This is a genomic window from Pseudoalteromonas sp. Angola-7 (assembly GCF_028599255.1).
Lineage (GTDB): Bacteria > Pseudomonadota > Gammaproteobacteria > Enterobacterales > Alteromonadaceae > Pseudoalteromonas > Pseudoalteromonas atlantica.
Map to the genome: position 1 here is coordinate 1 of NZ_JAQREL010000023.1, position 26,341 is coordinate 26,341.

A 26,341-nucleotide genomic window follows, 5' to 3' on the forward strand; every position below is an offset into this window, starting at 1 on the left:
AGCTAACTTGTACTAATTACCCGTGAGGCTTAACCATACAACGCCAAACGCGTTTTGTGACAGAAACAAGCGACAGAAGTTAATAGCTAAAGTAGATAAATACTTAGACTTAAAAAATATTATCAGATATTTTCCAAATTTAGTTGGTACGTGAAAACGGACTGACACCTAATTTGCTTGGTAAGCATAGCGTTTTGGACCCACCTGACCCCATGCCGAACTCAGTAGTGAAACGAAACAGCGCCGATGATAGTGTAGCATTTGCTATGTGAAAGTAGGACATTGCCAGGCTCCGAATACAAGAAAGCCCGACTCGAAAGAGCCGGGCTTTTTTACGTCTGCAGAAAGGTGAAATGCGGACAATTAATGCACACTCATCTACTTCTAGAATGTAGGTCGGGCGAGCGTAGCGACTCCTGACACAACGATAGTGTCCCATTTGCTATGTGACTCTCTACCGCTGTGGGCACGACGACATTGCCAGGCTCCAAATACAAGAAAGCCCGACTCCAAAGAGCCGGGCTTTTTTACGTCCGTTGAAAAGTGAAATACATGTCTTTACGTAATATCACCACCTCCTAGCGTGGGTTGAGTATCACGAAACCCGCGGATAAGGCTCGCCGCACATCTTTGTATGGTAAATATAGCGTTTCAGCAGTGAGCTTTACGAGTACTTTAGCGTAATTATGCTTGTGCGTAGTTAGATTTATTACCTAGCCAGCGATGAATTAAAGGGTCTATAAGGTCGGGGTTTTGCTTTAGCATTTGTTGTGCAATGGGCCTGACTTGATTTAGCGTGTGTTTATCTCGAGTAAGATCCGCTATTTTAAATTCTGCTAAGCCAGTTTGTTTAGTGCCGAGCACTTCACCTGGCCCACGTATTTCTAAATCTCGCTCTGCGATGACAAAGCCATCGTTACTGTCTCTTAATACACCTAAACGTTTTTGAGCTGTGTGAGAAAGAGGGGCGTGATATAACAGTACGCAATGCGAAGCGGTGGCTCCTCGTCCTACGCGCCCGCGTAATTGATGTAATTGTGCTAATCCTAAGCGCTCAGGATTTTCTATGATAATTAAACTGGCATTAGGTACGTCTACACCTACTTCTATTACTGTTGTTGCAACAAGTACGTGAATATTGCCTGCTTTAAAGTCGCTCATGATCGCTTGTTTTTCAGCGGCTTTCATACGGCCATGAACGAGCCCGACATTAAGCTCTGGCAACGCCTCTTTTAATTGTAATGCGCTGTCTTCAGCTGCTTGGCATTGTAGGGCTTCTGATTCGTCAATGAGGGTACATACCCAATAAACCTGTCTGCCTTGTTCATTACAGGCAAGCTTAACACGGTTTATTATATCGTCTCGGCGTGTATCAGGAATAGCAACGGTGGTTATAGGTGTGCGCCCAGGTGGTAACTCATCTATCACTGAGGTTTCTAAATCGGCATAGGCCGTCATAGCCAATGTACGCGGAATGGGGGTTGCGGTCATGACTAACTGATGAGGGTAACAATTACCAAACTTGCCTTTCTCACGCAGTGAGAGGCGTTGATGAACACCAAAGCGATGTTGCTCATCTATGATAATCAATACTAAGTTATTAAATTTTACCTCGTCTTGAAATAGGGCGTGCGTTCCTACTATCATTTGCGCTTCCCCTGAGGCGATTTTTTCAAGTGTATTAGTACGCTCTTTTCCTTTAGTTTTACCGCCTAGCCAGGCAACGTTAATCCCAAGACTTTCAAACCATTGCTTGAAATTTATTCCGTGTTGTTCAGAAAGGATTTCTGTAGGTGCCATCAGGGCAACTTGAAAACCTTGTGCTATTGCTGTTAATGCACTTAATGCTGCGACCAGTGTTTTACCTGAGCCTACATCACCTTGTACTAATCGCATCATGGGGTAGGCATGCTGTAAATCCCCTTTTATTTCGGCTACAACTCTATTTTGTGCATTAGTCGGTGCAAAAGGGAGTTGCGCTAAAAATTGGCTCTCTAATGTATTTGTAGGACTTAGGGAAACTGCACTTACTTGCTGCCCTTGCTCGCGTACTTTTAATAAGCTTAAGTTTTGGGCAAGTAGCTCTTCAAATACTAAGCGTTGTTGTGCCGGATGCATGCCTTGTTCAAGCGAAATAATGTCAACATCATTCGCAGGGCGATGAAGTAGCAATAAAGCGTCACTTAATTGCATATGTGAGGGTTGCCATTTTTCAGGGATAAGCTCTTCAACAGAATACTTATGTAATAAATCGATGGCTTGTTCACTTAACGCTCTAATTGATAATTGTTTTAAGCCTTCGGTGGTTGAATACACGGGGGTTAGTGTTGCGGCGGTTGGTTGCTCGTTTGGGGTATCGCTAATGCTGTATTCTGGGTGGCTCATTTCAAAACCAACGCGCCCGCGTCTTACTTCACCAAAGCAACGGATTATTTTGCCACTGCTAAATGCGTTTTTTTGCGCTGCTGTAAAATTAAAAAACCGTAAAGTAAGCCTACCTGTACCATCGTTTATTTGCACCACTAACATACGCCGTTTACCAAAGGTCACTTGGCTTGTTTCTATTGTTGCCTCAACAGTGCAGTGGCTGTGCAAAGTAACATCGTTAATAGCATAAATACGTGTACGATCTTCATAGCGTAAAGGCAAATGAAAGAGCATATCTTGCACGGTAGCTATACCTAGCTTTTGTAGGCGTTCGGCCATTTTTGGGCCTACCCCTTTAAGTTCTGTGATAGGGTATTGGCTTAAGCTAGGTTTAGACAATGTAGGCTCAAATCTGTTTATTTGTGAATGAGTTAAGTGTACTCACAGGTTTGCTAAGCATCAAGCATGTTTTAAAGCTTGCCAAAACTGCTCGTTAGCGACTATTTCACCTTCTTCATCGAGTGGTGGGTAAGGTAGGTTTTTTAATCTACATTGTTTAGCAATAACTGGGTGATACCCTTCAAAATACATAGGGTGTTTAATCTCTTCACTTAGCATATCGCGCTTATATAGCCCTGCTTTTTCTCGTTGCTGTTGTGCTTCAAATAAAATAAGCGCAGCAGCTACTGATACATTAAGTGACTGCACCATGCCTTGCATAGGAATAATAATGTTTTGATCGGCGTGTTTTAGCGCGCGCTCAGAAATTCCCGTTTTTTCTTGGCCAACGATTATAGCTGTGGGTTTTGTGTAATCGATTTCTCTAAAATCTACAGCATCTTCGCTCAAGTGTGTTGCTAGTATTTGTACATCTGGGTTGTGCTTTCGCATCATCGCAGCAGCATCATCAATATTTTTATGCAGGTGTGTTTCTAGCCAGTTTTTACTACCGCCAGAAGTATTATTGGTCAGCCATTTTTGGTTTTCTGGCCATACAGCATGCACATGATGGCAACCTACTGCATCAGCACTTCTTACAATAGCTGAGAGATTATGATGTTTATGTACGTCTTCTAGGCAGACCGTTAAGTCTGTTTGGCGACGTGAGAGCACGTCTTTTATTCGTTGGTAGCGATTTTGCTGCATGGTGATCCTCTTTTTTGATAATTATACGTAATTTTATCTATTAAGGCATTACTGTGCGGCTAATTGGATTTTGCAAAGAGATTAGGGTCTCGGTTGATTGAATCGCCTCTATAGCTTGTATTTTATTAATGAGCACGTCTTGCAGATGGTCGATAGACTTGGCCATTACCTTTATAAAAATGCTGTAGTTACCCGTGGTGTAATAAGCTTCAACTACCTCTTCTAATGCTTCTAGTTTAATTAGTGTTTCTGGGTAGTCGCGAGCGTTGTTTAAGTTAATACCAATAAAGCAACATACATCGTAACCTAGTTGCTTTGTACTAATGCTTAATTGGGTGCCGGTAATGATGCCCGCTTGTTTCATTTTTTCTACGCGTACGTGAATTGTGCCGGCACTTACAGCAAACCGTTTAGCTAATTCTGCGTAGGCTGTACGGGCATTGGCCATTAGAGCGTGAAGTATCTGTTTATCGAGATTATCGATTTGATAATTTTCCATTATTTTTGCTTACTTAAATTAGTGAATCTACATTTTTATACCATGTAAATTAATCGATTTTACATATTAAAGCTATTTTTATTGTGGGTTATTGAATTAAAAGTTTAAATCGTTACAGTAATTTCATTGAAGGCGCCTACAGGGTGTTTTCTCATTAATAAGCAAGTAACAATAACTGGGAATGAGGCCAATTATTATGAGTTCACACTATGTGCAGCAACAGCAGCAAATAAGTAAAGTTAAGCAGTTTTTTTCACAGCAATTAGAGCAGCAACTAGGGTTAGTTGAAGTTCAGGCTCCTATTTTGGCCAAAGTAGGTGATGGCACACAAGATAACCTGAGCGGCCACGAGAATGCAGTTGCTGTTAACGTAAAAGCAATTACCGATAGCAGCTATGAAGTTGTTCATTCGCTTGCTAAATGGAAACGTAAAACGCTAGCGACTTACGGCTTTTCTGTAGGTGAAGGTATTTATACACAAATGAAAGCGTTGCGCCCAGATGAAGACTCATTAAGCCCAATACATTCTGTTTATGTTGATCAATGGGATTGGGAAAAGGTAATTTGCCAACGTACTGAACGAACGCTCTCTACATTACAAGACACTGTTAAAGCTATTTATACTGGTATTAAGCAAACAGAGCAGTTTGTAAGTGAAAGCTTTGGTATAGCCCCATTCTTACCTAGTGAAATCACGTTTATACACAGTGAGCAATTACGCAAAATGTACCCTGAATTTAGCGCAAAGCAACGCGAAAAAGCCATTGCACAAGAGTACGGTGCGGTGTTTTTAATTGGTATTGGGGGGGCATTAGGTGATGGCAAAATTCATGATGTACGCGCTCCAGATTACGACGATTGGTCTACCCAAACGATTGACGGATACACAGGATTAAATGGCGATATTTTAGTGTGGAACCCTGTGTTAGAAGATGCCTTTGAAATATCATCTATGGGTATTCGTGTAAGCCCTGATGTATTAAAAGCGCAATTGAGCATAACAGGCGATGAAGAACGCCTAGCATTCGATTGGCATAAAGCATTACTAGAAGAGGCTTTCCCACAAACAATTGGTGGCGGAATAGGGCAATCGCGCTTAGCAATGTTATTACTGCAAAAGCAGCATATTGGACAAGTGCAAGTAGGTGTATGGCCAAAGCAAACGCACGATACGGTAAGTGGCTTACTGTAAATTATAAAGGGCGCTAAATGCGCCCTAATGTGTTTTAAAGTTTATTTCTACTTTATTGTTTTGTAGGTTTATATTGCAAGGTGGGTAGTTGCGGGTAGTTTTTAATACTTTATCAAAAATATGGATCTCTACCCCTGAGTGTAATGATGTATTAACGACGAGATTTGCATCGCTTAGTAGGTCGTGGAGTTCATGATCTAGGCTAGATAACTTTTTCTCTAGCTGCTCTGCTTGTTGGCAATAATGCTGCTGTGTTGCGCCAATTTTTTTAATGAGCAGATTCTTTTTTTCTATATCTTTTACTTTATCTGCTTTTTCTAGTGCTGCTTGAAGGGTATCAAGCTGCTCATCGGTTTTTGCTAAATCTTTAAAGCAGTTATCTGTGTCGGCCGTTATTTCAGCGCCGGATGCGGCTAAATTGATAGCCATTTTTGCGCCTGATTCATTGCCTATTTCGCCAGCTATTAACACGGTTGCATCAAGAATCTCTCCACCAAAAATTTTCCCTTTGGGTAACTCTGTTTGGCCAACTTGTAATAAGTGTTTTGCTTTAATCGCACAATGGCTAGCTTGGCGGTCTATAAAAATGTTTTTGCCTTGCATATAACAGTATTGTGCGTGAGATACATGAACATCACCTTCACTTTTAATAGAGCAAGACAAAGTTTTATCTTCGAGCTTTTGATGGCCAATAATGCCTTGCTTTACAGTGATGTTTCCGCCGGCTGATAATTCGCCAGATTCGACCGTGCCAAAAACAGTAATGTCGCCTTTTGCCGTGACTCGCATTCCTGGGTCAATGTTTTTAGTCACAATAACACTGCCTTCAAAATCAATATGGCCGCTTTTAACATCTACATCAGAGATGGTAAAAATATCATCAACTCGCATACCGTTAGGTATTTCTACGGGGACTCCCGCTGTTGTAGAAACAAGCTCGAGCGGATTTGTTTTTGATATTTCGGCGCCTTCGCCTGCCACTAACTTTTTATTCTCACCGGGTTTAGCCGGTAGTATGTCACCTACTACAGTGAATCCTTCTTTACCGGGAGTTGCAGGTTGTTGGCGGATCAGTACAGTGCCGGGCTCTACGCTTGCCAGTTTACCAAAGTCGCGCATATCAACACTGCCATCTTCCTTCATTTTTGGTGCTTTTAGGCGATCTTTGAGGGTTTCTACCATAGCTACAAATTTTGTTGCTGTGCCTTCTGCTGGTAGGCGGCCTTTGGCTAGAATCCCTTTTGCCACTGTACCTGGGGGTAAGTTAAATTGTTTATCTAAAAGCTGCTCTAAAAAAGCTTGTTTGTAACCACGTACAACCCCTGCTTTTATGAGTTGTTTTTTGCCCTCTTCTAACGAAAGTACTTTACCACCATAAGCTAAGGTTAGCTCACCTATGGCTTGCATTTTATCTTCACTTAACGTTACCACAAGCGATGCATCGTGCTTACTTGCTACAACCAAGGTTGGCTCATTATTTTGCGCTTTAAAAAAATTATCAATAGCCTCGTGGTCAATTTTGCATTCGCAAAACGTCGACTTCTCGAGTGCATCAATTATAAAAGCGGCGCTAGGTGGAGCGTGCTTACTTACATCAAGTAATACGTTCCCATTATTGGCAAGCTTAAACACTAGTTAATCCTTTTCTACTACTTAAGTTAAGATTGATTTTATTGCATGATTACAGAGTGCTAGATATTTACATGTGAGTCAAGAAAGGGCGATAAACAAAGGCTAGCAGTAAAAAAATAGAGCTATAAAGGGGGTTTATAGCTCTGTATTTATTAATTAGTTGAAGGAAGTTCCATGATGCCGTCAATTTCAACTTGTGCGCCTTTTGGTAAAGCACGTACACCTAGTGCTGCACGGGCAGGATAAGGCTGCTTGAAATATTGGCTCATTACTTCATTAACAGTGGCAAAGTTTGATAAGTCTGTTAGGTAGATATTAATTTTAACAAGATCTTGGATTTTACCGCCTGCTTCTTCGCACACCGCTGTAATGTTTTTAAATACTTGATGTGTCTGCTCGCTAAAGTCTTCTGAAACCATTTCCATTGTTTCTGGGACAAGTGGAATTTGTCCAGATAAATAAACGGCAGTACCTACTTTAACCGCTTGGCTATAAGTGCCGATGGCAGCAGGTGCTTTTTCGGTAGAAATAAATGCTTTATTCATGAGTTTCCTATTTTACTTTTTACGATAGACTCTTTGCACATCAGGCATCACGCGAATGCGGCGCATAATATTAGCAACATGGACACGGTTTTTAACGGTAACGCCCAAGTCTATCACATATAAATTACTTTCTTTTTCGTCGGTAGTGATCTCAACAATGTTGGCTTGGGTTGTAGCAACAACATTTGTGAGTTTAGCCAAAGCCCCTTGGTGATTAATTATTTCCACCCGTAGCGCAGCTATATATTCTTTTTCTGGATTGTCATCCCATTTTACAACCAGGTATTTTGAGCGTTCGTTTTCCCAGCCGCGAATATTTTTACATTCTTGGCGGTGAACGGTAAGCCCTTTACCTTGGCTAATATGTGCAGTGATGGCATCCCCTGGTACAGGTCGGCAACACTTAGAATAATTAACCAACATGCCTTCGGTACCAATAATGGTTGCTTTGGCTTGTTTGCTAATATCTGACAAGTCGTCGCTTTCTTCTTGCAATAAGCGTTTAGCGATTAACACGCTCATTAAGTTACCTGCGCCTATTTCTACTAGTAATTCTAATACTGTAGATAGTTCGTGCTCTTCGAGTACGCGGGCTATGTTTTCATCGGCAATGCTGTCGAGCTTATTTTCACCTAAGGCAGAATCGAGTAAGCGTCGGCCTAATAACAATGCTTCTTCTTGGTGCTGGCTCTTAAGGTAGTTTCTTATCCCTAAACGGGCTTTACCTGTAACTATAAAGTTTAACCACGTTGCATTAGGGTGTGCACCCGAGCTGGTAATAATTTCAACACTTTGCCCAGTATCTAAGGCTTTGCTTAGCGGGTAAGGTTTACGGTTTACCCTTGCACCTACACAAGTGTTACCTACATCAGTATGCACCGCGTAAGCAAAATCAACCGCGGTGGCGCCCATTGGCAACTCTACTATGCGGCCATCGGGGGTAAATACGTATATTTCTTCTGGGAACAGCTCGGTTTTAACGTTCTCGACAAATTCGAATGATGAGCCGGCACTTTGTTGAAGCTCCAGCAAACTTTGCATCCATTGACGCGCACGCTGTTGAGCTGTGTTACCCGCGCCATCACCGGCTTTTTTATACATCCAGTGCGCAGCAACCCCTTTATCGGCCATGTGATCCATGTCATGCGTACGCACTTGTATTTCTACCGGAATACCGTGTGGGCCTACTAATGACGTATGCAAAGACTGATAACCATTTGTTTTAGGTACGGCTATATAATCTTTAAAACGCGTTTCGATAGGTTTATACAGGTTATGTGCAACACCTAACACGCGATAACAGGTATCCATTGCATCTACGTTTATTCTAAAGGCGTAAATATCCATTACCTCATTAAAAAGCAGCTCTTTATTAAGCATTTTTTTATAAATGCTATAGAGGTGTTTTTCGCGCCCAGAAACCGTAGCCTTAATACCAGACTCTTCAAGACGTGCTTCTATTTCGGTTTGAATGTTAGAAATAACTTCTTTGCGATTGCCTCGCGCTTTTGCCACTTCAGATTTAAGTGCGCGATGACGCATAGGGTATAAAGCCTGAAAACCTAAATCTTCTAGCTCATTTTTAATATCGTGAATACCTAAACGGTTTGCAATAGGTGCGTAAATTTCAAGTGTTTCACGGGCAATACGACGGCGCTTATCAGGGCGTAGAGCACCTAATGTACGCATATTGTGAGTACGATCGGCCAGTTTAATTAAAATAACCCGAATGTCTTGGGTCATAGCCATGATCATTTTTCGGTAGTTTTCAGCTTGGAATTCTTTTTTGTCTTTAAAGCTGAGCTTATCGAGCTTACTTACCCCTTCAACAAGTTCGGCAACCGTATCGCCAAATATTTCGGCTAAGTCCTGTTGGCTAAAATCGGTATCTTCAATAACGTCATGCATTAGCGCGGCCATAAGTGTTTCATGGTCAAGGTGCATGCCAGCAAGAATTTGGGTTACTTCAACAGGGTGAGTAATGTACGGCTCGCCGCTTGAGCGAGTTTGCCCCTCGTGAGCCTCACGGGCTACCACGTAGGCTTTTTGCACTAGCTCTACTTCAGCAGCAGGCAAGTATTCAGATATTTTCTTTTTAAGACCTTCAAAAAGATACATTCACACTCCAATGTTCTCGTGAAGCAATAAGTAACGGTAAGTAATAGAATATACGATGAAAAGAGGGGATTGCCAACGGCTAGAGTAGAAATACTGAGCCGTTGACTAAATCAAACCGGGTGGTTGATTATTGATTACCGCCAACAATAGCAGCAACCGCAGCTAATTCAGCTGCTTCTTGGTGTTGTTGTTCTTCACGGTCAATAACGTCCATTGATGAACTATCAACTAAACCTTTTTCGATTTCACGTAGAGCGATAACGGTTGGTTTGTCATTTTCAGCGTCTACTAGTGGGTCTTTACCACCAACAGCAATTTGGCGGGCACGACGAGCCGCAACTAAAATTAAGTCAAAACGATTACCAATTGCATCTACTGCATCTTCAACTGTTACGCGAGCCATCTCAGCACTCCAAAATAATTTAAAAGCAAAGGCGTAGTTTACTGCAAGCAGCTTGTTTCGCCAATAGCCAGTGGTTAATTTTTACCAGTTTTCCCTGTAAAGGGCATAAATGGCTTATTTAAGTAAGTTTGTAATTAAATCGTGATGACGACTAGCTTGTGCTTTTAACGTTAAGCGCTGCGCTAATACGATAGTTTCAATATTGCTAAGGGCGGTTTCAAAATCATCGTTAACCACAACATAATCATATTCATTGTAGTGCGATGTTTCTGATTGCGCTTTAGCCATACGCCCAGCGATGACCTCGGCAGAATCTTGGCCTCGGTTATTTAAGCGTTGCTCTAGCTCTGCTTTTGAAGGAGGCAAAATAAAAATTGTTTGCACGCTTGGCATAATTTCGCGCACTTGCTGCGCACCTTGCCAGTCAATATCTAAAAATACATCAATACCGGCATTCAGCTGCGACTCAATAGCCTGCTTTGAAGTACCGTAGTAATTATCGAATACTTGCGCCCATTCAAAAAAATCATCTTTGGCAATTAATGCTTTAAATTCATCGGCGCTTACAAAGTGATAATGCACCGCGTTTTCTTCACCAGGGCGAGGGCTTCGGGTGGTATGCGAGACCGATACTTTCATATCTGCATGTTTTTTTAATAACGCTGTGATTAAGCTAGATTTACCCGCACCAGAAGGCGCCGATAAAATAAATAAGTTTCCGCGAGTTTGAGCCATGTTTTTCTCTACTTAAAATAAACAGGCTTGGACTAAATCAATAATCCAAGCCTTTAATTGCGCTATTGTACTTTATTTAACACTTTTTACTCAACCATCTCTTATTAACACCCCCTCTGCTTGTATGTAGGGGTTTTCCCCTATGACTTATAGGGAGTGATCCTGATATGCAAGAAAGCGCTTTGCTTATTAAATGTACTTGTAAACAAAATATTAACCAAACAATGTTAAGCAAACATTCTTTTAAGTAGGTGGGTAAATTATGAAGTCATCAATTAAGAATATACTGGCTGGTCTTTCTCTTGCAGGATTTAGCCTTAACGCTGCAGCCGCAGCTGTTATAGGTAATCAACTAGAACAAAAACTACAAACAATGTCTGCAACAGAAAGTGCCATGGTTGTGGTCAGTTATGATCAACTAGGCGCACTAAGTAATACTCAATTACAAAACTTATTAAGCTTAGGCTTGGTTGAAGGTGTGCAATTTAAGTCTTTGCCAATTATAGGCTTGTTGGCTACACCTTCACAAATATCTCAGTTAGTAAACGTGCCAGGTGTTCGTTCTGTTTATGCAAATAGATCACTTACTTATTTTAATAAAGAAGCACGCGAATTAACGGGTGTAGATAAGCTTCAATCAGATGATTTTGAAGCCCACAATGGAATCAAATTTACGGGCAAGGGTGTGACCGTAATAGTGAATGACTCGGGTATTGATGCCACATTAGATGACTTAGAGTATGGCTCTAAGGTTATTGAAAACGTACAGGGGGTTACACATGCACAAGCAATTTCGCTTACTGGAATAGATGGTGTTTGGATAGAGGGCCAACCAAATACAGACTTAAATGTAGGCCACGGCACTCATTGTGCTGGCACTGTAGCGGGTTGGGGCTCTCATTCTGATGGTGAATATAAAGGTGCGGCTCCAGGCGCTGACTTAATTGGCTATGGCTCTGGAGCTGGTTTGTCGATTTTAGATGCGTTGGGTGGTTATGACTATGCGATTAGTCATATTTGGGATTTCAATTCGCCAATTCGAGTAATGAGTAATTCATGGGGCTCAAGTGGTAAGTTTGACCCATTAGGACCAATTTCACTGGCTTCTTATAAGGCGTACAAGCTAGGCATGATCTCGGTTTTTGCAGCTGGAAACTCAGGTTCGGGCGAAGATACACATAATCCGTATGCTCAAATCCCGTGGGGAATGTCGGTTGGCGCGAGTACTAAGCAAGCTGAGTTGATTGATTTTTCATCGAGAGGCAAAAATGGTGAAGTAGGCGACTTTACTATGCCAGACGGCAGTGAATGGACTTATAAAAATGAAGTAAGTATTGTCGCCCCCGGTGTTGATATTATCTCTACAAGAGCAAAAACGAATGTTGTATCTAATGGCGGAGCAGATGATATTGATGCCATGCCTGCTGAGCACCTTCCTTATTACACTATGATTTCGGGCACATCAATGGCTACGCCGCATGTGGCTGGTGTGATTGCACTTATGCTAGAAGCAAACCCAGAACTCACACCTTTAGAAGTGAAAAAAATCATCCAAGAAACGGCAACCAATATGCCAGGCTATGAAGCATGGGAGGTTGGTGCAGGGCATATAAATGCATATGCAGCTGTTGCAGGTGCATTAGGTTACGATAATCAAAATAGCGTAACAGTTAACAACTTAAGTGACTTTAATGCTAACGCCATTACATTGGCAGACGCTGATCCGCAGCCTTTTGAAGTCTTATACTCACCGGTTGGGGAGCCTGAAGTGCACAGGTTTAACGTAAATGCAGAGGATAGCTGGATAAATGTTTCTTCTGAGGTTTTTGCTACAACCACTAAGTTAAAGTTAGAAGCGCCAGATGGCACTGTGTATATGGGTAACTTAACACTGCCAGTACTTGATACAACTATGCGGGTTTCTGCACCTGCGCAAGAAGGCGAATGGAAATTATCTGTATATGGAATGACATCGTTATCCGGCGTACAAGCAGACCCTACTGGATTAACTAACGGCCCAGGCGTACCTGAATTTATAAGTGGTGAAATTTCAATTTTAAAATCGGGTGGCTACGAAGGGCTAGACGATATTGAGGGGCATCCAGCGCAAAATGCAATTGAGTTTGCTGTCAGTGAGCGCTTAGTTGATAGCAGAAACAATCTTTTATATCGCCCAGATGCAAACCTTAAACGCAAAGAACTTGCTAAGTATCTTGTTATGGGTATGTCTGTTAGGCAGCATAGAGATATTTTAAACAATGAAAAAATGCCCCTTTCAGATGTAAACGGCCAATACACACCTTTCATTGAAGCTGTGACTGAGGTTGGTTCTGCGTTAAAAGATCGCACTCAAATCCAAGCACCAGTTATGCTCACAAGCGAAGGGACATTTTCACCTCAAGGTAATGTAACAAAAGAAGAGCTGGCCTATTCACTGGTTCAAGGACTTGGTTTAGAGGAGCAAGTGCGTGCCTTTACAGGTGATATCACAATTGAATATAACTCAGAGCGTATTCCAGTATTAGATACAGACCAAGTTGCACCTGAGTTTAGAGGCTATGTTCAAGCTGCTATTGATATGTCACTGATTAACGTTACCTATCAAGTTGAGCAAGGACCCTATGATTCATCGCCAACCGTTGTTGCTTACTTTAAACCTCAAAGCAAGGTTAAGCGTGGCGACTATGCGGTAATAATTTCTCGTTTATTCAACAATTACTTACGTAAATAATTACTAGTAACTCAAAAGCCAGTCATATATTTGTCTGGCTTTTATTTGTTGCAATAAATGCATGTATCATGCTAGTTTTTAATTACAGGTGAAAAAATAGTAACCATTTTGTAGTTGGTTCATTGGTTGTGTTTTCTGGGGATCACTATGCTAAACATAAAAAAATTACTAATTGCTTCATATACAGGGTGTTTACTGTTTATGAGCTCGCAAGTAGAAGCTACGGATATAGTATCTGTTAATATACATGGTAATTCTGCTGAGGCTATTATTGAGCTACCTGGTGGAGTTTCTGCGGATATAACCTTAGAGTTTGAAAATGCGGTAGGGTTAACAGCACAAAATTTAGGTATCAGTGCTGAAGTAGTTGATATTACCTCTCAAGCGTTGTTACAGCGATTACCGAGCATTACCGATATAGCACCGTCAGCTGCTTTTCCAATGATGATAACAATAGAGCCGCAGTTAACGAGTGGCTTTTCTTTTTCTGGTTTGGCAACCGTTGATATACATACTCATAACTTAGAGTATACCGCGGGCACGCCGCTGCGCTTTTTCAAAGCGCCATTAAACGGTGAGTTTAAAGATATTACTATGACCATGGGAGCTGGCAGCTACAGAGCGCGTGGCTCTACCGGCCGTTTCTCTCAATTTATAATTGTTGCTGACTTACGTCCTCAAGTAACGGTTATAGACTCTAAATATAATGATTTGCAAACTGCTTTAAACAACTTTTCAGCAGATATTGACCCCGCTGTTTATTCAGCTTTATTACAAGATTTAGCAGATGTAAATCAGCTTATGTTGCTGCAAAATTACAGTGCTGCAAGCAACAAACTTAATACCTTTAATCGAAGAATAAGCGATAACAGTGGCGATAAAGTACCTAATGTATGGCGCTCTAGCAGAGATATAAGCAATGTGGCGGGGGAGCTCATGGCTTATGCGAACACCTTACGCTTTAGTCTACGTTTAGCTAATTAATGTCAACAAAAAGACTATTTAAAGAGTAAAACTATGCCTGCGCGAATTACGGTTTGTTATACCAACCAGCCAGCGGTTGAAAGTTTTTTATATGAGGAGAGCGACTATCGTATTGGTCGCTCTAAAGAATGTGAGCTAATACTTGAGCATCCTACCGTTTCGCGCCAACATGCGACCGTAGTTAACTTAAATCGTGTGTGGCAGCTTAATGATGAATCAAGTCGAAACGGCACTCGAGTTAATGGGCTGGCTATTTCTACCTCAACCTTAGAAGATGATGCCATAATATCTATTGGTAAATTAGATTGCTTATTTGAGTCTAAATCTACACAGCAAATTCAAGCTATTCAGAGCCACAATAATTGGCGGTTATCTGCGAGTAAGCCAGGCATAAAAAATATTACAGATAATTTAAAGCAAAACTTATTATCACAATTACAAAACCTGATTATGCTTACCGGTACGCAACGAGGGGGGGTGTTTTTAGGCAACACTTTACAAAGCCTAAGTGTGTGTATAATGCAGGGATTATCGAGCAAAGATTTTAAGCTTAATAATTTTGAAGGGAGCATTGGTGCAATATCGCAATGTTACTCAAAAGGTGAGCCTATTATTGCCATGGATATAACGCACCATCAACTTTTAAGTAGTCGACAAAGTATTGAGCTTAAAAAAATATCGGCTTTAGCGTGTATCCCCCTGACTTATGAAGGTTTAATTATTGGGGTTATTTACACCGACAGCAAAATGTCTGGAAAGGTGCTTACAGAGTTAGATCTTGAAATATTAACCAGTATAAGTTTGCAAATAGAGACCACAGTACAAGCTATTTTACTTCAACAGTCTATAGAGTTATTACAGTCGCAACTTATAAATTCCTCTTCTTTTGACGGTAATGACTATAATTTATTTAAATTATGTCATTAAAAGAGTAACGCGATATCAACTCCGACGATCGTAATCAAAGTTCATTAAACGAAACACAACTTATATCGCCGCAAAGCGATTTACAATCAGGAAGTTTGTTAGTTGAGCGTTTTGAAATTGTCTCAGCCCAAGGGCGCGGGCAATATGGTTGTGTATATAAAGCACTTGATACACAACTTCAAACTTACGTTGCTATTAAGGTGCTTAATAGCGCACTTCACAACAGTGAGCAGGCAATTAGTTCATTTAAAAACGAGCTACTTTTAGTCAGGCAACTAAGTCACCCAAACATAATCCGTGTGCATGAATATTACTTTGATCAACAACTTCACTTTATAACAATGGATTGGATTGAGGGGCTTACATTAGAAGATAAAATCGCAGAAAAAAAACTCACCTCTCAAGAAATAATTGATATTGTTAAACAGCTTTTTGCAGGGTTAGCGTGCGCAGGTGAAGTTGGTATAGTTCATAAAGATTTAAAGCCCGATAATATTTTAATTGATACTGAAGGCAAGGTTTACATTGCCGACTTTGGCTTAGCAGCTCTAAAAAATAACGATAATAGCCAAAGTATTATTGGCACGCCTTACTACGCGGCACCTGAGTATCTACTGCAAGGTAAAGTTAATAAAAGCACTGACTTGTACTCCCTCGGGGTAATTATTTATCAGCTTTGCTGCCATTCAATGCCTTTTAAGGGTAATAGTCTTGAAAAAATCATTGATAGTAAGCTTTCAGGAAATATTAAATTTAACCCTTATCAGGCAAGATTAAAGTCATTAAAAGCTTTAGTGCTCAGTATGCTTGCTGCAAATACTCAGTCTCGGCCTGAAAGTGTAAGCCTCGCCTCACGCTTATTTGAGTCACTTATTAATAAAAATGCTAAGCGTAATACTCGCCCCGTAATGCTATTTGCAGCCGCTTTTGTATTTGTTGGGTTTATTTGGGTGCTAGCAACAGTTGAAAATACGGCAAACACAGATAAAGCAAACTATTCGTCTATTGCTATTTTACCCACAGTCATGAATAGCGAAACGGAAAATGATGCGTTTACTGACTTTATACATTACAGATTGTCGCATGTGAGCAATTTAAGAGTTATCGATACTTCGCGTGTTACAAATTTGCTAAAGCAATTAGGTTTAAATCCGCCATTAGATAAAGCCAAAGTAGAGCTACTATCTGACTTACTTAAGGTGGATGCTTTAATTAGTCCTACAGTTATTCGCACAGGTGGTAATAGTCAAGATGTTCAAATTAAACTAATAAAGGTCGATGGCTTCAATACAAATGAATCTCTATTATTAAACGCCCCGCTTGATGATAAAAAATGGAATAGCGTTGCAAGTCAGGCCGTAAAAAATTTAAAACAAGCCCTTAACCTAAAAGAGCAAGCCGGTAAATCACTGTTACTTAGCAGCCCTCCATCAAAAGCATTGTTTAATATAAAAAAGCAGATTGAATTGGGTAATGTAGAAGTGGCAAAAACTAAGTTGCAATCGTTATTGGCTCAAAACCCTAGCTTAGCGCAAGGTTGGTTGGTATTAGGTGAGCTTTTGTTAGAAAATAATTTGATAATAGAAGCAGAACAGGCGTATTCAAAAGTGCTACAGCACGCGAAACCTCTAACTTACAGCGCTAAATTTGCTAGTGCGCGGCTTAATGATTTAGCAGGTAAAGTAGAGCTGGCTAAAAATGATTATTTAGAGCTCATAAAAGCATTCCCTTACAATATTGAATTAAAAATTGCCTTAGCAGAGTTTTACTTTTTTATAGAGCAGCATAGTAAGGCTGAGCAATTGTTGTTAGATGTTGTAAAGCTCGATCCATACCACCCTAATGCTTGGTTTATGCTTGGTCGCGCTGCTTTTTTACAAGGTGATTTAAATAAAGCAGTGGATGATTACTTTGTAAAAGCACTGGTTACAGCTAAAAAGTTAAAGAACCCACTTAAAGAGGGGGAAGCATTAAATGCATTTGGTGTTGTTTACGGTCAACAAGGAAATACCGAACTGGCGTTTGATTATTACTTACAAGCATTAACAGTACGTCAAAACATGGGAGACTCGGCAGGTGTAGCTACAACCATGACAAACTTAGCTTCTTTGTACCTTGCTGAGGCGCAGTATAAACAAGCTGAAGACTATTTAGAAAAAAGCTTAGATATATATACCCAGCTAGGCGATCAGCAAGGGCTTTCTAATTCTTATAATGAACTAGGTGTACTTGCTGAAGAACAGGCACTTTATCAAAAAGCGTTAAAGCATTATCAAGATGCGCTAGCAATCAGAATAAACCTTAGTAACCAAATGCTACAGGCTGAGAGCATGAATAACATTGGCTTTATGTATTACATGTTACTCAATCATGAACATGCTTTAGTTTATTGGCAGCAGGCTGAGCAGCTATTTCAACGTATTCAATTTCCAATAGGCATTATTCATGTGCAACAAAACTTAGCGCAAATTGAATTATCAAAAGGAAATTGGCGTAATGCTTTTCACCTTTTTAATAACACGCTTAAAGATGCTAGTGCGTTAAATAGTGTAGAAGAAACCATAGTTGCTAAAAGCTACTTAGCTAAGCTTGGCTTTTTACAAGGTGGTTTTAAACAGAGTTTTAGTGAGCTTGAAAGTGTTTATCAGCAAGCTGAAGCGCTTAATGACGTAAGAGCAATTGCCGAGTTTGGTTTATGGCTTGCGGATTGGTCAATGCAACTTGGCTTAAAAGAACACGCTATTAGCTATTTAGAAAAAGTGGAACTGGCTGTCGCGAATAACGGTAATGTTGAGTACCACAATAAACACGCCTTTTTATCTCGCTATATTAATGATCAACTTCACTTAAACAACTTACAAAGCCAAGCGCTAGTTGCACCTGATTTTGCTCATCAATCAGTGTATATACGTGAGCTTATTTATGCAGCCCGAGAACACCTACGCACCGGTAAAAAGGACATCAGTGCTTATTTAGCCAAGTTAAAAGCTGCAGATTACGAATTACAAAAGTACCAATACATTGACTATTTAGAGCTATTGGCCATACAGCAGTTTTTAAATAAGCAATGGCAAGCACTTCAAGCAACACTTAGAGAGGCAGAGCTATTACAAAGAAACATGGGAGGCTATTGGCGTAGTTTTCAATTTGACCGACTGCATGCACAACTTGCATTAGCAAATGAGGCCGACTCTTCGGCGTATACAGCTAAAGTAGATAAAAAAGTGGTAGATCTGCTCAATAATTTACCTAAAAACGCTGAACGCACATTTTTATCAACCTTAAGTTATTTTGAATTAAATGACGGCTTTGGAGAACTTAGCGCGAATGACTAACGATAGTGATACGGATATTGCTTATTTTGTTGAGCAATTAAACCAAAAACAGCAGTTAATTACCCAGCAGCTCAATACAAATAATGAGCAAATGCGTGGTTTGGCAAAGCGGGTATGGCGTGTTCAAGAAAACGAACGTAAGCAAATAGCGCAAGAGCTACACGATGGCGTAGGGCAGTTATTAACAGCACTTATAAACCAATTACAACAAGTGCAAAATGACTCACCAACTAATGAGTTAACGCAAAGTATAGAGCTGGCTCGTCAAGCATTGTCAGACACACGTGTGATTTCTCGGTTAATGCGCCCTCGTATTTTAGATGACTTAGGATTAGTGCCCGCTCTTGAGTGGTTGGTAAGAGTTATGGGTGAGCCTTGTGAGGTTTTAGTAAAGCTCCATCATAAAATTGATGCGCCGCTCAAAGATGAGATTCAAACTTTAGCCTTTAGGGTTGTTCAAGAGGCGCTTACCAACGCGATAAAACATGCAGATGCTTCTTTAATCACAATTAATTTAATCGCTACTGAAAGCTTATTAATGATAAAAATAAAAGATGATGGTGTAGGAATTAAGGTGAGCCCGCAAAATTACAAAGAGGGCTTTGGGTTAGGTGCTATGCACGATAGGGTTGCAGCTTATGGCGGGCAATTAACTATAAATTCAGCCCCAGGTGAAGGCAGCGAAATAAAAGTTTTAGTAACAGGCAAGGAGGTTTTATGATCAGCGTTCTGGTGGCAGACGATCATACAATTTTACGCCAGGGGCTAGTAAGCTTACTTAGTAAAGATGAGAATATTTGTGTAGTGGCAGAAGCCGCTGATGGTATGCAGGCTGTTACTAAGGCACTAGCATTAAAGCCATGCGTTATTGTTATTGATATAAGCATGCCTGAACTAAATGGCATGGAGGCAGTGAAAAGGCTACACGAACAACTACCTGAATCTAAAGTATTAGTTTTGACCATGCACGAAGAACAAGAGTATGTAATTCATATGGTTCGTGCTGGTGCATCAGGCTACCTATTAAAAGATAGCGCCAGCGATGAATTATTAGATGCCGTTAATGCACTCTCACAAGGTAAAACGTATTTTAGCCAGTACGCAGCTAATGTTTTAGCCTCTTTATCGTGCAAGCCAGCTGAGCAATGGCAAGACCCATATAAAAACCTTACCAGCAGAGAGAGAGAAGTTTTTCATTTAATAATTGAAGGTAAAACAACAAAAGACATAGCGCGCTCACTCGATATTAGCGTTAAAACGGCTGAAAACCATCGAGGAAAGGTGCTCGATAAGCTCAGTGTTGCTAATGCTGCAGAGCTTGTACGCTATGCAGCTAAAAATAACCTATTGCTATAAAACGGGTGTTTTAACTAATACACCCTAGGGGTTTTCCCGTATGTTTTAAACGTTAGTTGTTTGCCATTCTCAATGGGTCAAAACAATTAAGGTGTAAGCTCATGTTTAAAACAACACTAAAAACTAAAAAATTACTGATCGGACTTATGAGTGCGGGTATGTGCTTAGCGCCCTTGCACGTATCAGCAAAGTCATTAGGGCCGCAGCTGCAACAACTACTTACAAGTGCAACAGATCAAGATGCTTTTGAAGTAATCGTAACGTTTGAAGGTAAAGGAAAGCTAACAAGCGATCTAACCAATGTTATCGAATCGGCGGGTGTACTTGGAGGGATCACCTTTAATAATCTACCAATTATGGGAATAAAAGCGACCAAGGCTCAAATTGATGCAATTTATGCCTCTGATAAGGTCCGCTCAGTTTGGTATAACTCACCTCTTACGTTAGAAAATGACGGCTCAACACAAATTACAGGTGTAGATAGGCTTCGTGAAGATTCATCACTACGTAACCAAGGCATGCCTTTTTCGGGCCGTGGTATTGGGGTAGTAGTTAACGACTCAGGTGTAGACGGCACTCACTCAGATATTAAATATCCAAACCATGTTATACAAAACGTATTGGCGCAAACCAATTTGCACTCTCTTTCTGAAATACTACCTATTACCTATCAAGAAAACACGGCAAATACAGATATTGCTGGTGGCCATGGTTCGCACGTAGCTGGCATTATTGGTGGTAATGGCGCCATGTCTAGTGGTAAGTATCAAGGGGTTGCGCCCGGAGCTAAAATTATTGGTTATGGCTCAGGAGCTGGTTTATTTATACTTGATACGATAGGGGGCTTTGATTACGCTTTAACTCACCAATACGATTACAATATTCGTGTGATCTCTAATTCATTTGGTAGTACTAGTGATACAGGCACCGACTTCAACCCAGATCACCCAACCAATGTGGCAACAAAGCAGCTTTCAGATAACGGTGTAATAGTGGTGTTCTCTGCAGGGAACTCAGGTAGCGGTGAATCGACGATTACTGGTAATTTTAAAAAAGCACCTTGGGTTATAACGGTTGCTGCAGGAGATAAAGATGGGCAGTTAGCCGATTTTAGTTCTCGCGGCGTTAAAGGTAAATCAGGCGTTGTAAGTGTAGATGGCGAAACGTTTACTTGGGAAGATCGCCCTACAATTACTGCACCAGGCGTTGATGTTATTTCTACACGTGCTTCTTTATCTAGTTTAAGTGCACTGAGCATTACAGATGATAGCGAAGTGATGGAAGCCAGTCACGTACCGTATTATACATCTATGAGTGGTACCTCGATGTCTGCCCCGCACATTTCAGGTGTTGTTGCATTAATGCTTGAAGCTAATCCAAATTTAACTTGGCGAGAAGTTAAAAGTATCTTGCAAAAAACAGCAACTAATATGCCTGGCAAAGAAGCGTGGGAAGTTGGCGCAGGTTATGTAAATGCTTACGCAGCAGTACAGTCGGTTGTAAACACACAGCTTGCATTTGGTGAAACGACTAAACTACAACGTGAATTTAATGCTTACGCGTTAACATCAATACAAGCAGACTATAGTGAATCAGTACCCTTTAGCCCAGTGGGTGAAAACGACGGTATTTTAATTCCCGTAAATGTGAATGCTTCCATGGTAATGGTTAACGCTAATGTTGACGATAATACGGTTGGCTTATCACTCGTTAGTCCTTCAGGTAAAACGTATAGTTCAAGTATTGCATTACCCGTTTTAGGACAAAATATCGCAGTTACTGCTCCGGCTGAATTTGGTAATTGGACCTTAAAAGCGCATGGTATTGGGGGAGTGTCTGGTGTTGATGTAGACCCCGCTGGCCTTACAAATGGTTACGGGCTACCTAGTGAAATCACTGCAAATATTAAAATAGTTAAGACCGATGGGTATAAAGGCCTCAGAGATATTAGCGATCATCCTGCAAAGTCATTTATTGAATATGCCGTTAGTGAGCAGCTAGTTGATGCTAAAAGAACAGGTTTTCATCCGAATGACTATCTTTTACGCCAAGAGTTAGCTGACTTTCTTATGTTAGGAGGAGGAATTAGACAGTCGAACTTAGCTAAAAATAGTCAGTTCAATGATGTATCAAACGACTTTACTGCGGCTATTAATAGTGTGACTCAAAAAGGGGCTGCACTTAGAAATACAGAGCAAGATCAAGCAGCAGTTATGCAATCCGATGCAAGCTTATTTAGCCCTCTTGAGCCAGTTAGCCGAAATGAGCTCGCGTATTCATTAATGCAATCTTTGGCATTGGAGAGTCAAGCTTTTAGCTTTGAAGGTGATATAACTGTAGTTTATGGTGAGCAACGAATAGCTTTAGCAGACCAAGAGGCAATCCCAAGTGAGCTAAAAGGTTATGTGCAACTTGCTTTAGACTTAGGGGTAATGAATGCTTATTACAATATTAGCCAAAATGCTTATGATTTAGAGCCCACGTTATCAGCATCGTTTAATGGTGATAAGTTAATTACACGAGCAGATTACGCGGTAGCAATCACAAGGCTTCACAAAAACTAACCCTCCGATGAAGTATTAAGCACCACTTTACCAACATGTATTGTGGTGCTTTTTTATATGGACTAATAGTTATTCAATATTCTGAATTTGAATGTAGGGTATTAATTTAAATTTTATTATTATCAGTGGTTTAATGTGTTTGGTGGGTGCTTTGTTTGTGCTTGGTAACCGCTATGGTAACCGATTGGAGTCGGTTTCTGGTAGATAGCGTTTATTCACTAAAGAGGAAATAAGCTAAAATCAGTACCGAATAAGATGCATAAAAATTGATAAACTGTTTAGTTTTTGTATTATACACCCAAACATAATTAAATAATCAAGGAAGAGTGTTTTATGAAACCTATGCACGCATACCCTCATCCCGAGAGACCTCAAAATCCTTCACCATTAGAAATGGCTATTTATAACTATGAGTTAAAAGCTAAAGAGTTCCATAACAAGCGAATAGCTCAAAAAGGGAAGGCGAGTGAAGATCTTAAAAATAAGATGGCTCGTGACTTTAATCATTTGCAAAAAGAGAAAGAGAGAATTACAGCTCACGCTCGCTTACAAACAGATTTAAAAGAATACCGAGAGCTAAGTGCAAGCTCTACAGTCACGCAATTAAAACAAGAAAAGCATCATCCAACACAAAAGCTTGCCCGTCACTTGGCTGCAATAGGGGAGCCTAAACCAACTAAGCTGCACGAGGCTCACCATATTATTTGTGGTACAGGGCGATACCAGTCAGCGAATATGTTACAAACACGGCTTAACCTTCATCTGCATGGAGTTGGTATTAACGATCCCATTAACGGTGTATGGTTAATTAACTTTGAAAAAAATACAGACCAGAACTGGGATAGCCCAGCTTCCCCGCCTCATAGAAAGCTACACAGATATAATTATGAGACATGGATTAATACTAACTTTGGTAATGCTGCTACGCCTAAGGCTTTATTTTTGAATAGGCTGAAAACGGTTAAAGTTAAAATAAAAACAGGTACTGTGCCTGCAGGTTTAATTGCACCAAAAGATGAAAACTGGAAGGCTTTATAGTGACTGTATATCAAATTAAAAACGAAGCTTACACATACGACGTGATCGACCTTGATATTGTTGAGCTCTCAGAAACAATTTCAAAAAATAACGACCTTGATACAGATACTGTACTAAGGATGTTTATGTCATCCTCGCTAAATAATATCGAATTTAGTCACCTATGGCCCGAGGGGTTAAACTTTGATTATTTTGGTAAAGCTAAAAAACAAGACTATGACATATCGCGCTTAGGTCATTTTTTAATAATGAAGATGCCAGTATATGAGTTATTGAAAGTGCGTTTAGCAAGTTTTGGAGAGTTTTTATCCGTTAAAGCTGAGGGCAATAACATGATGTTGTTTAATTTGCTTACCTTCGGACAAGAGCAAAAAGACATGTGTTTGACTAAGTATGAAGATGGCTTTGAAGACGGTTTAGAGTTACTTAACTTTGAGCAAGATGATGTACAAAATAAGTTATTATTTAAGTCTAAGCTGGAAGGCGCTCAAAAAGTTTATTGTACTGATGAGTTTAAAAATATTATCCAAAGTAACAATCTCAAAGGTTTAGTATTTGACGAAGATTTATTAGACCCGTTTGTTTAGTATCGCTCAACTCAAAGGCTAATATATTTAGTAGCTAATGAGCCGTTAATTGGGAATACTATACTTTTAGACTCTTTACAAAACAGCGCCCCTCCCGCTACCCGTAAGATCAGCGCCCTGCGAGGGGTTAATTATTTATAAAGCACAGTAAAGCTGCTTACATAACCTTTGCCCCATAAACTTAATTTGTATATTATCTCAACTAATAAGAACAATGGATTAGCTGTTTAGTTACTAACTAATACGGCTGGCAGGGATATAGTATGTCGTTACCAGATTACCAATCATTCATGACCCCATTACTGCAATGCTTAGCTAGTGGCAAAACTGTAAAGCTTAAAGATATTGAAGCAAACGTTTATCAAAGCCTAAGCTTATCGGCTGAGCAGCTTAAGCTGCGTATTCCTAGCGGCAAGCAAACTTATGCCTACCACCGCTTAAGTTGGGCTAAAACTTATCTTGTTAAAGCAGGTTTAATTGAACAGCCTAGGAGGGCCTTTTGTACAATTACGCAAAAAGGTTTATCAGCATTAGCAACGGGCGAGCAAATTAATAATCAGTATTTAAGCCAATATCCTGAGTTTTTAGACTTTAAAACCCGCACTAAAGACACTAGCGACTCACTAGACGAAAACACCACCAGCTTAGTTAATAGCAACTCACACAAAACACCAGAAGAGCTTATAGAAGCCGCAGTAGATACACTCAACACTAACTTGAGCGACGAAATACTACAGGCAGTGCTTTCGGCCTCACCTGCATTTTTTGAAAACCTTGTAGTCGATTTAATGCTAGCTATGGGTTACGGCGGATCACGTAAAGATGCAGGTCAAGCTACGCAATATACTCAAGATGGCGGCATTGATGGCGTAATAAAAGAAGATAAACTCGGCCTCGAAATGATATATTTACAGGCTAAGCGCTATACCAATAAAACAGTGGGTAGACCAGACATACAAGCCTTTGCGGGTGCACTTGATATGCACCGTGCTAAAAAGGGCGTATTCATCACCACCAGCGGCTTTAGTAAGGATGCACTGGAGTATGTAGGCTTAATTGAAAAGCGCATAGTGCTGGTAGATGGTAAACAACTTACAGAGCTAATGCTTACCCATAATTTAGGCGTTAGCACCAAACAGGTATTTGAAGTAAAAGCGCTTGATAGCGATTACTTTATTGAAGATTAAACCCAATATAAAAGGATTTTAAAATGACGATTAAAGCTGAAGCTGTATTATTTATAAAGCTTGGTTCAAAAGGGGATTACGAGAGTGAGTGTATTGAAAAAGAAGGTACAATAAAGTTAGATTACAGGCAAATTCCTCATGAGTTATGTTTAGGTAATAACTGGGATAAAGTTAGTGAAATTGTTGCTCAGGAATACAATACAAACAAAGCTTCAACAACAAGCCACCGAAATCAAATTAAAAAGTTTTACACTGAGCCTAAAACAACAATGTGGATTACATTTTACGACTGTAAATTGTGGTACTGCTTTGCTGAAGAAGAAGTTTTTCTTGATGAGAGCAGTAGAACAAAATCACGTAAAACAGTTGATGGTTGGCGCAGTGTAGATAGTCAGAATAATTCACTTTTCATACAAGCTCTAAGTGGCAAGTTAACTAAAGTACAAGGCTTCAGAGGTACAATTTGTGATGTTAAAGAAAAAGAGTACCTGCTTAATAAAATCAATAATACTCAACATCCCGATGTTAAAAATGTAGAGGCGAATTTAGTATCACTTAAGCTCTCTCTTGAAAAGATTATCCAACTTTTATCTCCGCAAGATTTTGAAGTATTTGTTGATTTGATATTTCGTTCATCGGGGTGGTCAAGGGTTGGCTCTGCAGGTAACACAATAAAAACGCTAGATATAGAACTCTTGGCGCCAGTTACCGGAGAACGTGCCATTGTTCAGGTGAAATCACAGAGTAATCTATGTTTATATAAAGAGTATGAAGAGCGATTAAATATAGAGGGTTATGATAGAGCTTTTTACGTGACCCACACACCAGATAAAAAGCTAAGCGACCATATTAATACAATGGATAAGAATAATTCAATTCAGGTGTGGGACGCTGAAAAACTTGCTGATTTATCAGTAAATGCAGGATTAATTGAATGGCTTGTAAGTGCTGTAGGCTAAAACCCTGAGAGCTTTTAGCGAGCAAATCATTGACAA

The 26,341-nt window shown here is 40.2% G+C and carries 20 protein-coding genes and 1 rRNA gene; 13 read left to right on the top strand and 8 right to left on the bottom strand.

Annotation, left to right across the window (positions count from 1 at the left end; genetic code table 11):
• Positions 1-176 precede the first annotated feature (176 nt).
• Positions 177-291 (top strand): 5S ribosomal RNA (gene rrf, locus PSH50_RS20240).
• Positions 292-684: 393 nt separating this feature from the next.
• On the opposite strand, the gene recG is transcribed toward rrf, so the two are convergent.
• The 3 genes from recG to asnC are packed head-to-tail and all read right to left on the bottom strand — an operon-like array spanning position 685 to position 4,012.
• Positions 685-2,766, bottom strand: coding sequence for an ATP-dependent DNA helicase RecG (gene recG, locus PSH50_RS20245; RefSeq protein ID WP_096740252.1), 2,082 nt, complete (start codon positions 2,764-2,766; stop codon positions 685-687).
• Positions 2,767-2,826: 60 nt separating this feature from the next.
• A complete protein-coding gene (gene trmH / locus PSH50_RS20250; protein ID WP_024032415.1) occupies positions 2,827-3,513 on the bottom strand; it encodes a tRNA (guanosine(18)-2'-O)-methyltransferase TrmH in 687 nt (228 codons plus the stop codon).
• Positions 3,514-3,553: 40 nt separating this feature from the next.
• Positions 3,554-4,012, bottom strand: a complete 459-nt coding sequence (gene asnC, locus PSH50_RS20255; RefSeq protein ID WP_004588258.1) for a transcriptional regulator AsnC — start codon at positions 4,010-4,012, stop codon at positions 3,554-3,556.
• Between the two features lie 196 nt (positions 4,013-4,208).
• Here asnC and asnA point away from each other — a divergent pair, with 196 nt between their 5' ends.
• Complete coding sequence (gene asnA / locus PSH50_RS20260; RefSeq protein WP_029773162.1) at positions 4,209-5,204, top strand: aspartate--ammonia ligase; 996 nt, start codon at positions 4,209-4,211, stop codon at positions 5,202-5,204.
• 24 nt (positions 5,205-5,228) lie between these two features.
• Here the strand turns inward: asnA and PSH50_RS20265 are convergent, their stop codons facing one another.
• The 5 genes from PSH50_RS20265 to gmk form a co-directional block, all read right to left on the bottom strand.
• Complete coding sequence (locus PSH50_RS20265; protein WP_054983951.1) at positions 5,229-6,836, bottom strand: DUF342 domain-containing protein; 1,608 nt, start codon at positions 6,834-6,836, stop codon at positions 5,229-5,231.
• 152 nt (positions 6,837-6,988) lie between these two features.
• Complete coding sequence (locus tag PSH50_RS20270) at positions 6,989-7,381, bottom strand: RidA family protein (protein ID WP_004588255.1); 393 nt, start codon at positions 7,379-7,381, stop codon at positions 6,989-6,991.
• Between the two features lie 12 nt (positions 7,382-7,393).
• Positions 7,394-9,499, bottom strand: coding sequence for a bifunctional GTP diphosphokinase/guanosine-3',5'-bis pyrophosphate 3'-pyrophosphohydrolase (gene spoT, locus PSH50_RS20275; protein ID WP_004588254.1), 2,106 nt, complete (start codon positions 9,497-9,499; stop codon positions 7,394-7,396).
• 127 nt (positions 9,500-9,626) lie between these two features.
• Positions 9,627-9,902 (bottom strand): DNA-directed RNA polymerase subunit omega, encoded by a 276-nt coding sequence (gene rpoZ, locus PSH50_RS20280; protein WP_004588253.1) that lies wholly within the window; start codon positions 9,900-9,902, stop codon positions 9,627-9,629.
• Positions 9,903-10,016: 114 nt separating this feature from the next.
• Complete coding sequence (gmk, locus tag PSH50_RS20285; protein ID WP_064384893.1) at positions 10,017-10,637, bottom strand: guanylate kinase; 621 nt, start codon at positions 10,635-10,637, stop codon at positions 10,017-10,019.
• A gap of 262 nt (positions 10,638-10,899) precedes the next feature.
• Between gmk and PSH50_RS20290 the strand changes: the two genes are divergently transcribed.
• The 11 genes from PSH50_RS20290 to PSH50_RS20340 all read left to right on the top strand — a co-directional run bounded on the left by PSH50_RS20290 (position 10,900) and on the right by PSH50_RS20340 (position 26,305).
• On the top strand, positions 10,900-13,368 hold the full coding sequence (locus PSH50_RS20290; RefSeq protein ID WP_273588097.1) for a S8 family serine peptidase: 2,469 nt from the start codon (positions 10,900-10,902) through the stop codon (positions 13,366-13,368).
• A gap of 147 nt (positions 13,369-13,515) precedes the next feature.
• Positions 13,516-14,352, top strand: coding sequence for a DUF6689 family protein (locus tag PSH50_RS20295; RefSeq protein WP_054983948.1), 837 nt, complete (start codon positions 13,516-13,518; stop codon positions 14,350-14,352).
• A 33-nt stretch (positions 14,353-14,385) separates the two neighbouring features.
• Positions 14,386-15,279: an FHA domain-containing protein gene (locus PSH50_RS20300; protein WP_273588094.1), complete on the top strand. Its 894-nt coding sequence runs from the start codon at positions 14,386-14,388 to the stop codon at positions 15,277-15,279.
• Positions 15,280-15,374: 95 nt separating this feature from the next.
• Positions 15,375-18,614, top strand: coding sequence for a serine/threonine-protein kinase (locus PSH50_RS20305; protein WP_273588093.1), 3,240 nt, complete (start codon positions 15,375-15,377; stop codon positions 18,612-18,614).
• Positions 18,607-19,335, top strand: coding sequence for a sensor histidine kinase (locus PSH50_RS20310; RefSeq protein WP_029773155.1), 729 nt, complete (start codon positions 18,607-18,609; stop codon positions 19,333-19,335). The genes PSH50_RS20305 and PSH50_RS20310 overlap by 8 nt, the downstream gene beginning before the upstream one ends.
• Positions 19,332-19,970: a response regulator transcription factor gene (locus tag PSH50_RS20315; protein WP_024032425.1), complete on the top strand. Its 639-nt coding sequence runs from the start codon at positions 19,332-19,334 to the stop codon at positions 19,968-19,970. The genes PSH50_RS20310 and PSH50_RS20315 overlap by 4 nt, the downstream gene beginning before the upstream one ends.
• Before the next feature lie 101 nt (positions 19,971-20,071).
• Positions 20,072-22,534 (top strand): S8 family serine peptidase, encoded by a 2,463-nt coding sequence (locus tag PSH50_RS20320; RefSeq protein ID WP_273588092.1) that lies wholly within the window; start codon positions 20,072-20,074, stop codon positions 22,532-22,534.
• 333 nt (positions 22,535-22,867) lie between these two features.
• Positions 22,868-23,572 (top strand): AHH domain-containing protein, encoded by a 705-nt coding sequence (locus tag PSH50_RS20325; protein WP_273606950.1) that lies wholly within the window; start codon positions 22,868-22,870, stop codon positions 23,570-23,572.
• Positions 23,572-24,159, top strand: coding sequence for a hypothetical protein (locus PSH50_RS20330; RefSeq protein WP_273610008.1), 588 nt, complete (start codon positions 23,572-23,574; stop codon positions 24,157-24,159). The genes PSH50_RS20325 and PSH50_RS20330 overlap by 1 nt, the downstream gene beginning before the upstream one ends.
• A gap of 263 nt (positions 24,160-24,422) precedes the next feature.
• Positions 24,423-25,346: a restriction endonuclease gene (locus PSH50_RS20335; RefSeq protein ID WP_273610009.1), complete on the top strand. Its 924-nt coding sequence runs from the start codon at positions 24,423-24,425 to the stop codon at positions 25,344-25,346.
• A gap of 23 nt (positions 25,347-25,369) precedes the next feature.
• A complete protein-coding gene (locus PSH50_RS20340) occupies positions 25,370-26,305 on the top strand; it encodes a hypothetical protein (protein ID WP_273610010.1) in 936 nt (311 codons plus the stop codon).
• Positions 26,306-26,341 lie beyond the last annotated feature (36 nt).

Excerpts from the sequence above, each read along its gene's own strand:
- gmk (WP_064384893.1), bottom strand. The coding sequence starts at position 10,637 with ATGGCTCAAACTCGCGGAAACTTATTTATTTTATCGGCGCCTTCTGGT.
- PSH50_RS20270 (WP_004588255.1), bottom strand. The coding sequence starts at position 7,381 with ATGAATAAAGCATTTATTTCTACCGAAAAAGCACCTGCTGCCATCGGC.
- PSH50_RS20295 (WP_054983948.1), top strand. The coding sequence starts at position 13,516 with ATGCTAAACATAAAAAAATTACTAATTGCTTCATATACAGGGTGTTTA.
- PSH50_RS20315 (WP_024032425.1), top strand. The coding sequence starts at position 19,332 with ATGATCAGCGTTCTGGTGGCAGACGATCATACAATTTTACGCCAGGGG.
- spoT (WP_004588254.1), bottom strand. The coding sequence starts at position 9,499 with ATGTATCTTTTTGAAGGTCTTAAAAAGAAAATATCTGAATACTTGCCT.
- rpoZ (WP_004588253.1), bottom strand. The coding sequence starts at position 9,902 with ATGGCTCGCGTAACAGTTGAAGATGCAGTAGATGCAATTGGTAATCGT.
- PSH50_RS20340 (WP_273610010.1), top strand. The coding sequence starts at position 25,370 with ATGACGATTAAAGCTGAAGCTGTATTATTTATAAAGCTTGGTTCAAAA.
- PSH50_RS20300 (WP_273588094.1), top strand. The coding sequence starts at position 14,386 with ATGCCTGCGCGAATTACGGTTTGTTATACCAACCAGCCAGCGGTTGAA.
- asnC (WP_004588258.1), bottom strand. The coding sequence starts at position 4,012 with ATGGAAAATTATCAAATCGATAATCTCGATAAACAGATACTTCACGCT.
- PSH50_RS20290 (WP_273588097.1), top strand. The coding sequence starts at position 10,900 with ATGAAGTCATCAATTAAGAATATACTGGCTGGTCTTTCTCTTGCAGGA.
- PSH50_RS20310 (WP_029773155.1), top strand. The coding sequence starts at position 18,607 with ATGACTAACGATAGTGATACGGATATTGCTTATTTTGTTGAGCAATTA.
- PSH50_RS20335 (WP_273610009.1), top strand. The coding sequence starts at position 24,423 with ATGTCGTTACCAGATTACCAATCATTCATGACCCCATTACTGCAATGC.
- PSH50_RS20325 (WP_273606950.1), top strand. The coding sequence starts at position 22,868 with ATGAAACCTATGCACGCATACCCTCATCCCGAGAGACCTCAAAATCCT.
- PSH50_RS20320 (WP_273588092.1), top strand. The coding sequence starts at position 20,072 with ATGTTTAAAACAACACTAAAAACTAAAAAATTACTGATCGGACTTATG.
- trmH (WP_024032415.1), bottom strand. The coding sequence starts at position 3,513 with ATGCAGCAAAATCGCTACCAACGAATAAAAGACGTGCTCTCACGTCGC.
- asnA (WP_029773162.1), top strand. The coding sequence starts at position 4,209 with ATGAGTTCACACTATGTGCAGCAACAGCAGCAAATAAGTAAAGTTAAG.